The organism is Raoultibacter massiliensis, assembly GCF_900199545.1.
GTDB lineage: Bacteria > Actinomycetota > Coriobacteriia > Coriobacteriales > Eggerthellaceae > Raoultibacter > Raoultibacter massiliensis.
This window is the reverse complement of the sequence record NZ_LT962671.1, coordinates 2,517,012-2,529,541: the sequence shown is the minus strand read 5'-3', so window position 1 is coordinate 2,529,541 and position 12,530 is coordinate 2,517,012. Positions and strand designations below refer to the sequence as shown.

Annotated in this window: 7 protein-coding genes and 1 tRNA gene; 4 read left to right on the top strand and 4 right to left on the bottom strand. The window is 58.0% G+C overall.

Going from position 1 to position 12,530, the window contains the following annotated elements; translation table 11 throughout:
- Positions 1–9 precede the first annotated feature (9 nt).
- Entirely contained in the window at positions 10–945 is a 936-nt protein-coding gene (locus C1719_RS15910) for a LysO family transporter (RefSeq protein WP_219717880.1), read from the bottom strand.
- A gap of 695 nt (positions 946–1,640) precedes the next feature.
- The gene (locus tag C1719_RS14980) at positions 1,641–2,153 is read right to left on the bottom strand and encodes a nitroreductase family protein (RefSeq protein ID WP_102375824.1); all 513 of its coding nucleotides are present in this window, start codon (positions 2,151–2,153) and stop codon (positions 1,641–1,643) included.
- A gap of 256 nt (positions 2,154–2,409) precedes the next feature.
- Here C1719_RS14980 and C1719_RS14975 point away from each other — a divergent pair, with 256 nt between their 5' ends.
- The 3 genes from C1719_RS14975 (at position 2,410) to C1719_RS14965 (ending at position 6,989) form a co-directional block, all read left to right on the top strand.
- A complete protein-coding gene (locus tag C1719_RS14975) occupies positions 2,410–3,297 on the top strand; it encodes a hypothetical protein (protein WP_180963651.1) in 888 nt (295 codons plus the stop codon).
- A 386-nt stretch (positions 3,298–3,683) separates the two neighbouring features.
- Positions 3,684–5,348 carry an FAD-dependent oxidoreductase gene (locus C1719_RS14970; protein WP_180963650.1) on the top strand — a complete coding sequence of 555 codons (1,665 nt, stop codon included), beginning with the start codon at positions 3,684–3,686 and terminating at the stop codon, positions 5,346–5,348.
- A gap of 144 nt (positions 5,349–5,492) precedes the next feature.
- Complete coding sequence (locus C1719_RS14965; RefSeq protein WP_102375822.1) at positions 5,493–6,989, top strand: LuxR C-terminal-related transcriptional regulator; 1,497 nt, start codon at positions 5,493–5,495, stop codon at positions 6,987–6,989.
- Positions 6,990–7,371: 382 nt separating this feature from the next.
- On the opposite strand, the gene C1719_RS14960 is transcribed toward C1719_RS14965, so the two are convergent.
- Positions 7,372–7,448, bottom strand: a tRNA-Arg gene (locus C1719_RS14960).
- 430 nt (positions 7,449–7,878) lie between these two features.
- Between C1719_RS14960 and C1719_RS14950 the strand changes: the two genes are divergently transcribed.
- Positions 7,879–9,228 (top strand): citrate/2-methylcitrate synthase, encoded by a 1,350-nt coding sequence (locus tag C1719_RS14950; protein WP_102375820.1) that lies wholly within the window; start codon positions 7,879–7,881, stop codon positions 9,226–9,228.
- 128 nt (positions 9,229–9,356) lie between these two features.
- Here the strand turns inward: C1719_RS14950 and C1719_RS14945 are convergent, their stop codons facing one another.
- Positions 9,357–12,509, bottom strand: coding sequence for a cell wall-binding repeat-containing protein (locus C1719_RS14945; RefSeq protein ID WP_180963649.1), 3,153 nt, complete (start codon positions 12,507–12,509; stop codon positions 9,357–9,359).
- Positions 12,510–12,530 lie beyond the last annotated feature (21 nt).

Sequence of the window (12,530 nt, the reverse complement as noted above, 5' to 3'; positions counted from 1 at the left end):
TACGGCATTCTACATCATCGCGTGAAACGCCTCGATCAGCACGGGAACGAGCGCCGAGCAGATAACGCCGTTGGCAACCGCGAGCACCACGGTTTCGCTGTTGGTGCTGCGGGACAGCATGGGCAGTGTGGTGTCTTCGCTTGTGGCTGCGGCCGGTGCGATGCAGGTGGGGTAGTTGAGATGGCGGGCGATCCAGGGAATCGTGAACAGCGATACGATCTCGCGCAAAAGGCTGGAGAGAAACGCGATCGATCCCGCCGAGGCACCCGCGAATCCCGATATCATGACGCCGCACAGGCTGTACCAGCCGAGTCCCGACGCGATGGCCCCACCGACGGCAAGCGGCATTCCCAGCAGCAGTGCGCATGCAAGCCCGCCAAGCAGCGAGCCGACGACGATGCCGAACGGTACGATAAGCGCCCGCACGTGGTATTCGCGCAGCTTCGTGAGCAGTCCTCTGCTCGAGCCGACGCTGATGCCCACGAAGAACATGAGGGCGTACAGGATGAAATCGGAATGCTCCGACAGCGCATCGAGGGGGGCGATGCCCGCATGCGAGAGCCCGTAGAGGGTGCCTGCCGCCAGCGCGCAAACGGCCAGGATGATCATGATGGCTTCGGCGTTGTTCTTCTCGCCCTTTTCGGAGGCGCGCCGGTGAGCGTCTTCGGCATGGCGTTTCGTGATGTCCGCCATAAAGTGGCTGGTGAGAAAGTACACGATAACGGTTGAGAAGATCACGGGGATAAGGCAGAACGCCAAGCTGGCGATCCCGATGGTGGCGAGCTCGTCCAGAAACGCGTCGCGCCCGCCGAGCAGGGAGCCCATCGAGAAGATGAGAAGCGTCGTGCACCCGAGTGCGATGTTCTCGTTAGCCTTGCGCCAGCGATCGGGGAACACCGTAGCGCCTACGGCCACGCCAACGCACATGATGATCAGAACTTCCAACGCACCTCCCTTTTCGAGCGTCTGATTCTATCAGAAGCCTGATGATATTTCGATAAGAGCGGACTGTGGATGCCTTTCGATAGGGAGCGGCAGGCGATGCGGAGTGTTTGGCGGTGGGCGCAGGTGCGTTCGTGCATCTTGCCAGAGGTCTTGTCGTAGCGGACTCGTGGAATCCTACCCATGAGCCGGCTGTTCAAAAAGCCGCCAACGGCGATGGGCATGTTCTCGTGAAGAAAAAGACGACCTGGGTACAGGTATTGTCGGTTTTGTACGCTTCGAATTCCAGGGCCAGAACGCTCGAGTCGGAAGCCGAAAGAGCCTAAGCGTTTGATCTGGTTTGCTTCTGATGTTACTAACAGGAGCTTCTCCCTCGTTGTGCAATCTCACCCCTCAAAGGCGGTCTAAAGCGTACAAAACCGACAATACCTGCACTCAAGTGGCTGTTTTTCTCACGAAGCGCTCGTTCGGAGCTGTTCGGCGACTGCTGCCTGATTGATTGCTCGTCGTGGGAGTTTGGAACCCCTGTTTTCGGCTGCAAGATATAGCCGTTCGACGTCTCTCCGATTTCGGCGAGTTTCTCTGTCTCTTGCGCAAACGAGCTGCGGCCTCGTCCGAGCGTATCGAATGAGGCCGCGATTGGTGGCCGGCGCGCAGCTTCGTTGTCGAGGTTGCGAGGGCGAGTCGAGCGCGCCTTCCTATAGGTAGCTCACGGTTTCCTCGAGCGGTTTGCGGTCGAAGTGGTTCTTGAGGGGCCCTGCGCCCTCGGCGGCGTAGCCGAGATCGAGCAGCATGAGCACCTCTTCGTTTTCGGGAAGCTTCAGTTCGCGCGTTGCAACAGCGGGGTCGAAGAGGTTGATCCAGCAGCTGTCGACACCGGCGTTTGCCGCAGCGAGCAACATGTGGGTGGCGACGATGGTTGCGTCCTCGATGCCGGAGTCGCGCTCGCCGCCGGGGTAGGTGAACACGGTGTCGGTATCGAACGCGACGACGAGCACCGTTGGCGCCCCGTAGCGGCAGGGCGTGATGGCGTCGATCTTTGCAAGCCCTTCTTCCGATTGCACGACGTAGATGCGCTGCTCTTGCAGGTTCTTCGCCGTCGGCGCAAGGCGACCCGCTTCGAGAATCGCGGCGAGCTGCTGCTCGTCCACGGCGCGGCCGTCAAACTTCTTGCACGAGTAACGTTGCTTGACTACTTCTTTGAAATCCATGGCTCACTCCCGTTCCTCGCAGGCTGTGTGTGTTGGTTGACATGTTACGACGGCGAGATGTCGGTGTCCATGCTGGGGGGGGGTTCGAAAGCAGGTTTCCGGAATTGCCGCTGGCGTGCGTTTTCGTTGTTTTAACAACATGGCGGTCGGGTTTGCGGCGGTATAGTTGAAAAGGCATTTAACAGCAGAAGTGCAGGGTGTTTTGTATCGCAGAGGTTGTCAGATGCTGCAGGTTGGCTTCGTCCGAAAGGTGGATATGCTCCCATTCGTTCCCGTGTTTGTGCCGAACCTCGTGCAGGTGGCGCCGTTCGTTCTCGCATTCGCGATTCTGTGCGCCAATCCGCTGCGCAAGCACGCCGGCTGGTTCTACGCGTTCTGGACGGTCGCCGTCGTTGCGGTCACCTGGTACGATCCGGTCATCTCGCTCATGGGCGAGTCGGCTCCCGCGGCGGCGTTTGCGATGGAGTCGCAGATGAGCGCCCTTCCGAGCACGATGCCTGTGCTCTACGCGATCTCTCAGCTGCTTACCTCGTCGTTTACGGGCGTGGCGTTCTACCTTGTCGTGATGTTCGTCGGCGCGCTCGAGCGCACGCCTATCGTGAAGCGCCTGCTTTCCGTGCGATCGGAACTCTCGGTGATAGGCGGCATCGTCATCATGGGGCATCTCGTGCGCATCGTCGATTTTCCGTTCATGTTCGCCAATCCCATGTGGGCGACCATATGGGGAAGCCCTGTGGTCGATTACATGTTCATTGCGGCGGTGGTTATCGGGCCGCTTCTGACGGTGGCGTTTCTGGTTCCGTGGATCACGTCGTTCAAGGTTATCCGTAAGCGCATGGACCATGCAACGTGGAAGAAAACCCAGCTGCTCGCATACCCGTTCATGGCTCTCATGATCGCACAGGGTTTCTTTCTTGCGCTCGGGCATGCTCTCTACGGATTTCCCTACGACGGCTCTTCGTTCATGATGTCGTTCATGTCCGATCCCGCCGCATGGGTCGGGGCTTTCGCCCAGCAGGTGGCGACTGCATGGATGTACGCGTCCATCGGCGTTGCGTACCTGGTGCTCAGGCTGCGGAAGCGTTCGCGCGACAAGGCGCGGCGGGAAAGCGTGCTGCGGGAGCAGGGGGCCGAGGGGGCTTGATGGCTGCAGTCGACCAAAGGGCGTAGTTGCTCTGCGTGGGTTGAATCTCATATGTGGAGCTTCCGGCGCGTTGATTCTCAAGGAATAAAAGCCGCATGGATATGGGCGGCCGGATGCAAAGATTGATGTGAATCAGGGATTTTGCCTGTGGGTTTTGCTGCTCCCTCGCATGATTCATGCGAGGGTTTTTTCGAATAAATCAGATGATACCTTCGATTGCAGAAATAGCTGTTTAGATAACAATTTTGGTGTAGGAGCGGTTCGGTAAAAACGTGCAAGTGCGAGCCGGGAGACCGATCTGGGAACGTTTCGGAGAAGCGATTCTGAAGAACGGATCGGCGGGGTGAAGCGTGCCGAGCCGACAATCGATGGCATTAGGAGGAATCATGGATCTTTTCAACAAGAAGCTCGATGCGTCACTCGATAGGCGCTCGTTCCTTGTTGCCGCAGCGGCAACGGCTGCGGTTGCAGGAGGCACTGCCTTGACTGGCTGCGGCCAGCGTTCGGAGTCTTCGGGAGAATCTGCACCACCTCGTACCGGTGAGGCAGGCGCTCATTCATGGGATGTTGCCCCGGACCCGATTGACGAATCCCAGATTGCGAATACCGTTGAAGCTGATATCGTTATCGTAGGCGGCGGCATGTCCGGTCTCGCTGCGGCCGCAACTGCCGCAACGGAAGGCATCGATGCGGTGCTTATCTCAAAAGAGCAGCAGCCTATTGGCCGCGGTGGAGATTTTGCAGCCATCGGATCCCAGCAACAGATTTCAGCTGGCGTGGAGATCGATGCGGATGAGATCACCAATGCTATTCTGGACAAAAGCAACTTCAAATCACGCAATGATGTCGTGAGGATATGGGTGGACAACTCTGGCGAGGCGTTCGATTGGCTTACCGAGCTGCTGTCCGGCTACGGCATCGATATGTTTTTGGATGCCACGGGTCCGCGCGAGGACTGGATGTACACCCCGTACTCCACTTGTCACACTTTCATTCCCGAAAGCTTGGACTTGGGTGGCAACCAGCCTGCGGTTATGGCGGTTATGGCTTTTGACGACGTGTGCGAGAAGGCGGGACTTCCGCGGCATTACGGCGTCAAGGGCGAGCAGCTGGTCAAAGACGATTCCGGGCGTGTAACCGCTGTTGTCGCCACGAACTCTGACGGCGAATACGTAAAGTACGTTGGTCGCAAGGGAGTCGTGCTCGCTACGGGTGGCTACGAATACAATGACGAGATGAAAGACTATTTTTTCGATTACGAATCCAAGAAGATGATCATGATGTACGAGACCGCCTCCTCTACCGGCGACGGTCACGTGATGGCCTGCTGGGCTGGTGGTGCCATGGAGCCCGCCCCCCATGCGACCATGAAGTTCGACTGGTCTGCTACCACGGTCAACAATCTCGCTTTGGCCCGTCAGCCCTGGCTGTGGGTGAATGCCGAAGGCGAGCGCTTCACCAATGAGGATCTGCTTTGGGAAGGTACGACCAACGCCATGACGCACCAGCCCGATTGCGTGTGCTTCTCGATCTGGGACAACGATTGGGAGGCCAAGGCGCGCCAGATCGACATGCCCGGCTGCAAGCGTATGTTCGGCGGCTCTTCTTTCTGGCAGCCTGGAATGCTTGAAGAGAACATCGAGGCTGGCAACATTCTCGTCGCGGACACCATCGAAGAATTGGCCGGAAAGATCGGCGTACCTGCAGAAAAATTTAAGGCATCGGTCGACCGCTATACCGAGCTTGCCAAGAAGGGTCACGATGACGATTTCAACAAGTCACCCCTTCGCATGACGGCCATAGAGGAGCCTCCCTTCTACGCGGCACCCCTGGGCGCCTATGTTTTCGTTACCTTGGGAGGCTTGCTGATCGACGGGCAGATGCGCGTTATGGACGAAGACGACGCAATCGTCGAAGGTCTCTATGCTATCGGAAATTGTTCGGGTAACTTTTTCCGCAACGGCGAGTACCTCGTCAATGTAACAGGTCTTTCCCTCGGCCGCGCGGTGACCATGGGGCGCACTGTTATCAAAAATTTGATGATGCAGTAACGGGTTGCCAACACTCCGATCCCTCTTCTTAACGGGGGCGCTACGGCGTCCCCGCTTTTTTGTGCGCGTTCGGCACGTAAAGGTAGGATTCTCTATAATGATGGGAAGATCGGCTCTTCACAATGCTGGAAGCGAGGATGATTGGTGGATCAGGCGAAAAACAACGAGAACCGAGCGTCCTTCGACATCCTGAAGGATCTTTCGCCCTCCGCTTTCGGGCTGTCGTTCTGGTGGGCTTGGGTGTGGCTTGCCTTTTTCAGTCCCGTTTTGTTTTCCGATTCGTCTTTGGCCGACGGTGCTTACAGGTTCTCCGTTGTTGCCGTCGCAGCGGGCTGTCTCGCCATGGCCCTGCTTTTCAAGAAGCTGGGGAATCTGCCGTCGAGAAAGCTCTGCATATTGGCCGCCTGCGTCTTCTCCGTCGGAACATTGCTCATTATCGTATGGGCCGACGTCTCCGCTTCCCTGATCTTCTCTCTGGGCAGCGTTCTCACAGGGCTTGCCAGCGGTGTGCTGGTGGTGCTGTGGGGCTCCTATCTGTGCACCTTAGAGCCTCGCGTTTCGACCCTGTGCATTGCGGCGAACTTTTTGTTGGCTGGGTGCTTGTATTTTATCGTGAACGGGATCCCCCCGTATTTGGCGGTGGTCGTGCTCCTCATCGCCCCTGCGCTGAGTGCGCTGTGCTTGATCGGAGCGCTGAAGAGCTCAGACAGGCTTGCAGGTATCGACGAAGGGCGGCCGCCTGCCGACATCAATCCTCAGGCGGCTGCCGTCTGCAGTCCGAAGCGTGGCGATCGGCGAGTTTTTTCGGAATCTATGTCTTGGCGCACTCTGGCGGGCATTGCGGGCTTTGCTTTCTCATCCGGCTTCGTAATATCTCTCGCATCTTTCGAGGGAGGCGTTTCCGATTTCGAGCTGGCTGGATCGCTTCAGGTGTTAGGCAATGCGACTGCAGCGGCGCTCGTCCTTCTGGCCGTCTCGGCTCTCTCGATTCATTTCGATCTGCACTCCACCTGCCGGGTCGTTTTGCCCTTGATGGCGGTGGGATTTCTTGTCCTCACGACGCTCGAAGGACCGCTCGGGATGATTGGTCTGTTTATCGCGTTTGTCGGAAGCGGTTTGTTCGAGCTGGTGGTTTGGGCAGCTTTTGCGCGGCGAGCCTATGAGTTCCCCCAAGGTGCCGCCATGCTTTTCGGGATCGGTCAAGGCGTCAAGCTGATAGGATGGGCTGCCGGATCTCTGGCGGTTACCGCAGTGGGACCCATGCTGAGCCAAAGCCAAAGCATCTTGTTTGTGGTGGTGCTGCTGGTTGTGGCGGCCACTGTGTTTCTGGGTGAGCGGGCGTTCCGATCTGAGGAGTCTATCGTTCGCTTGGCAAACGCGGTCGATTCCGATGAGAATCGGTCCGAGACTGCTGGAGTGACGGTAGATGACGGCGTCGCGAAGCTTGCTGAGGAGTATCGCCTTACGCCCCGCGAAGCTGAGGTGTGCCTCCTCCTGGCCAAAGGGCGAAGCGTGCCTTACATAGAGCAAGAGCTTAGCATCTCTCATTCTACTGCGGTCACCCATACTCGGCACATCTACGAAAAGACGGGTGTTCATGACAGGCAAGAACTCATTGATTTGGTTGAGGAACGAAGATGAGCAATACCCAGCGAAGCGAGATGTTTGATTCAAGGCGCGGCGCGGAAGAGAGTCCAGGCAAAGTTCCATTTATTTTTTTGGAATCCGCCAAAGAAAAGATGCTCTTGCCGTTTTAGACGGCGCTGGCACGCATAGCTATCCTTGCAGTTTTGCTTGGCGACAGCTGCTATTGCTTATTCGTTCTTAACCGGGTTCTGGCTTATCGCGGGAAAGGCTGTGAATCTGCGGGAAATAATACAATTCGGGATCGTTGCATCTATTGCGGGTAATGTAAGAATACTTGTAAACGGAACAAGGATGCGAATCGGGAAAATCGAACCGCTGAAGAAACCACGCTCCACGCAAACAAAAAACGAACCCGAAGGTTCGTCTAGTTGCTAAATGGTGCGCCGTGAGGGATTCGAACCCCCGACGTACTGATTCGTAGTCAGTCCCTCTATCCAGCTGAGGTAACGGCGCACGTTTGACAGCTCGATTATTCTCCCAGTATTGCGGGTGATTGTCAAAGGGTTTTTCGAAAATGTCGCAAAATGTTTGTTTTCACCATTTTCCCCTTTCAGCCGTTGGTTTTTGAATCGCACATGTCATTCGGGGTGTCGGATGCGCAGGGGTGGGGTTTTCCGCACTGCCCCTCCCCGAAAAACGTGTGGTTCGGTATAGGAGAACGACTCCTCACGAGGTACAATAGCCCGATATATCCCAAGGGCTCTCATCGTACACCGATCATATTGGCATCAAGGGAGCGCCGCTCACTCGGCGTTGGCGGTTGCGCATTTGGAATCGAGGGAAGATCGTTTCCGATCGCGGCTGCTCGGCTTCGTTTCGGCGAAGCGGGAAAGACGAAAAGCATCGTATCGACGCCGTGTCCTGCAATCAGAAAGGGGTTTGGATGAACGCAGAAGAGAGGAATTTCGCACTCTACGAGAACTTCCAGAAAGTCAACGCCATTGCGCCTGAGTTCTTCGAGCAGTACGAGGTGAAGCGGGGGCTTCGCAATCCGGACGGCACCGGAGTCATCGCCGGCATCACCAACATCGCCAACGTGCACGGCTACGTGGTGTCTGACGGGGTGAAAACTCCCGACGAAGGTCAGCTCCGCTACCGCGGCTACGATCTGTATGATCTGCTCGAGGATGATTCGCCCGAGCGCCGTTTCAGCTTCGAAGAGGTATGCTACCTGCTCCTGATGGGGGAGCTGCCCACGAAAGACCAGCTCGATCGCTTTGTTTCGGTGCTTGATTCCGAACGCGAGCTGCCCGATGGCTTCACCGCCTCGCTCATCATGCGCAACACGCCCCCCGATATCATGAACATCCTCGCGCGCTCGATTCTTCTGCTCTATGCGTTCGACGAAGATGCCGAGGATCGCTCCGCCCATCACGAGATCCATACCGCCATCTCGCTGATCTCCCGCGTGCCGCGCATCATGGTGCTTGCTTACTACGCGCAGCGCGCCAAGTATTACAACGAGTCGATGATCATGCACCGTTTCATTCCCGGTCAATCCACTGCCGAGACGATCCTTTCGATGCTTCGTCCCGATCGCCAGTTCACGGCCGATGAAGCCCGCATGCTCGACGTCATGCTGTGCTTGCATGCCGAACACGGCGGCGGCAACAACTCGACGTTCACCACACGCGTGGTCACGTCGGCCGACACTGACGCCTATTCGACGTACGCGGCCGCCATCGGCTCGCTTAAAGGCCATAAGCATGGCGGAGCGAATCACCAGGTTCTCGCCATGCAGAAGGAAATCAAGGCGAACGTGCAGGATTGGTCCGATGAGGGCCAGGTCGCCGATTATCTTGCCAAGATCGTCAACAAGGAAGCCTACGATCGCACGGGACTGGTGTACGGCATGGGCCATGCGGTTTACACGGTGTCGGATCCGCGTGCGGTCATCTGCAAGAAGTTTGCGGAGCGGCTTGCGGTCGGCACCGAATACGAGGCCGAGTTCGAACTGCTCAAGAGCGTCGAACGCCTTGCTCCCGAAGTCATCCTCAAGGAAAAGGGCACGAAGAAGGACATGTGCGCCAATGTGGACATGTATTCGGGTTTCGTGTACTCGATGATGGGCATTCCCGAGGATCTGTTCACGCCGCTGTTCGCCTGTGCGCGTATGTCGGGCTGGGCGGCGCATCGTTTCGAGGAGATCGTCTCGGGCAAGCGCATCATCCGCCCCGCATACAAAACCACCCATTCGGGCAAACGCCCCTACGAATCGATCGAGAAGCGATAGGAAAGCGTTCTGCGGATTGCCGGAAACGGAGCGCTTGGAACCTGAGGCGTCCAACGCGATTTCTGTATCAGAAGCAGAAGAAGCCCCCGATGGCGGGGGCTTCTTGCATGACGGGGCTTTATCTGCGTTTAGCTTAGATCGATGGCGACGCTTTCGTCGGGCCTCCACACGAGCGTGTCGTACGTGAGTACCGAAACGAAGCCCTTGATCGTTTCGTGGCCGATGGAGTAGTGGTCGCCGAAGAAGCGGATCTCGGCGATATCGCCATCGTGCGACGCGATGTGGGGCAGTACGGCTTCGTGGGGCGCGCCGGTGGTGGTAAGCAGGATCGGGCTTCTATCGCGTCCCTGCAAAGCGCCGCCGGTCAAGGCGTCGGCATGCAGGTCGCCGCGTGTGATTGCAGGTTTTTCCCAGGTGAGGCGATCGCCGTCCGAGCGGTCGGCAGATGTCGTCCATGCGGCGATGAGCGACGAGGTGTCGAAGCGGTCGATGCCTCCGAGCCTTACGACCTGGCTGTAGGGCACGCCTGCGGCGATGCGGGCTTCTTCGGCTGCGCGAGCGCTGACGGCGTATGCGTCGCCGACGATGACCACGCGGTCGAAGTCGCCCGCCGCAAGGGCATCCTGCGTTTCCTGAGTCAAGGAGGTCTCGCCGAATTCGGTCAGGAAGATGGGACTGTGCGTGGCAGCGGCCCACGGCGATATCGAAAGAGAGTCTGCGAAAAGACCGCAGCGGGCGATGATGGCGGTGGAGGAGTGGTTGCCGAGGCGCTCCGAGTAGATGAGCTCGGCGGTCTCTTGACGGTCGACACCCCCGATCCGTTCGATCTCGCTGACGGAGGGAAGCGCTGCGATCTGCGCCTCGACCTCATCGCTTACGGCATACTCGTTGCCGACGATGATGACCTTGCCCGCCGAAAGGGTATCGTTGATGACGCGGCGCGTTTCGTCGGACAGCGCGTACTTGTCGGTCAAGACGATCGGCGCATTGCCCTCGATGCCCGAAAGCGACGATGCTGCCAGAGAATCGGGGAAGTGGTAGTCGTTTCCGGCGGCCACGATGATCACGTCTTCGTCAGCGGCAACGCGCTCGTAGGTTGAGACCTGCTCGGACGTGCCGTAGCGGTCGTCTCCGAAGAGCCGTGCGACGTTGAGCGATTTGTTCGGGCGAGCGGGTTCGTTTTCCGAAACGAGCGTAACCGGTGTGGTTCTGATGATATGGGTGCTGGTTGGGCAGAGCGTTACGCATTCCGACCCGACATCGCCCGTCCTCGTTGCGATGAGCGTGATGTCGGTGGCGGTCGTCGAGGTGGTGACGCCCTGCTTGCTTCCCGAGCCGTCCTTCTCGATGGAGCATGTCGGCGTGCCCGCGTATTCGTAGTTATCGTAATCGGTTCGCGTGGTGATTCCGTCGAACGGGATGACGAACGAATCCTGGGATATCGTGAGCGGAACGAGGTAGTTCTCGGCAACAGTCGAAGCATCGGTCGCGTCGATCGTCCCGTTCGGCACGTAGAGAGCGCCGTGCGTTGCGCTCCAGTTGACGGCGTACAGTTCTACGTCTGACGCGCGGATGATCACGTCTCCCTCGGGAACCCAAAGCGCGCAGCAGCCCTCCGATTCGGTTTTAGCCGTAATGGACGATCCGTTTTCCGCGTCGGCGCCGTAGTACGCGCTGATCGCGCTTTGCTGGCGCGAGTAGGCGTCAAACGTGCCGTTGTCGGCGTAAATGAAGTCGGAATCGATTGCGAGCGACGAGTCGGAAGCGGCTTTGATGGTGCCTTCGAACGTTGCTCCAACGGTACCGTAGGAGCAGATTCCCTGACCGGCTGTGCCGGTGGCGTCGATCGTAGCGCTGCTGTGAGCGGTTACGTTGCCCGAAGCGTAGATGCCAGCGGAAAACTCGTTGCCGTCTGTTTCGGTGGCGGTTGCGATGACGCTTGTGGCGCTGCCCGTTGCCGATACCGTACCGTCGTCGATGCATATGCCCGAAGAGAGTCCGCTTGCCGTGACGTCGGCTCCGTCTTCGGCGTTGAATGCGCCTGTCGATCCCGTCGTGCGGATGCCGTAGCCGCTCGATCCATCAGCGATCAGAGTCGATGCGGAGACGAAGATCTCGTTTTCGTCGAATGCCCCATGGATGCCGTAGGTTGTTCCGTACGCCTTGAACGTCGATCCGTCTGTAACGGAAAGCTTCGCAGGCGATCCACTGCCAACCGACCCGTTCATTTCAAGAGCGGTTTCAAGTGTGGTTGCCGATTCGGTTCCGATTTCGACGATGCTGTTCCCATCGACGGTGAACAGGGCGCCCTGAACGTTGATTCCCACATCGCCCGTGCCGGTGAACGTTTGGTTGATGAGAAGCTTCGACCTGTCGGTGACCGAGATGTCGTTGACGGCGTTGATCGCCCTTGCGCTGTCAATCGAAAGCGTTGAGGCTCCGTCGACTACGATATCGTCGGCCTCAAGGGCTATAGGGTTGCCGCTGCCGGTGTTGGCAATGCTTGCAAAGCCGCCGTTTACGATCTTGACAAGCGCATCGTTACCATAGCCGACCAGCGATATGGATCTGCTGGCGGGGGAGGAAACGTTGAGCGTTCCACCATCGACGACCAGGGAGTTTTTGAGGTCGACGTTGCTGCTTGCGCCCATGCCGGTAAGCGTGAGGCTTCCCTTGACCGTCAGATCGGTTCCGCTCAGCAAAAGCGATGACGAGGTAACCGAAAGCGAGCTGCCGCTTTCAACGGTAAGCTCGGTGGCGCTGATCGCCGAAACCCATGACGTGTAGTCGATGGAGACGGTCGTGTTGTCGGCAATGGTTACGGCTGAGGCTGCCAGCCCCGAAAAGTATCCCGTGTTCGAATCTCTAATCGTAAGGTGCCCACCTCCGGAGATAACGGAGGGGCCGACAACGTTGCGGACGACGGCGTTATCGGCGATCACCCGGAGCTCGAAGGTCCCGGCGCATGTGATTTTGGTTCCAGCGTCGTATTCGCCGGCTGTTCCCGTGGGGTTGCTGTCAAAGTAGAACGTGGTAGGGCTTGCAAGTACAAGAGTGTCGCCCGAAGGAACGTTGATCTCGGCTTGTGCGGTCAAAGGCGAGATCGGCTCAGATCCGCTTTCGGCTTGCGCGGCCGAAGGGGCGATTGCTTCGGATCCGCTTTCGTTTTGCGGAACCGGTTGGCTTTCGTTCGCGTAGGCAGGCAGCGTACTTGTTGCAAGCAGTGCCGCCAAGACGGCCGAAAGGGCAAATCCGAACCCCCGTCTTGTCTTGATTCGCATAGGCGTCTCCTCTGATAGCAT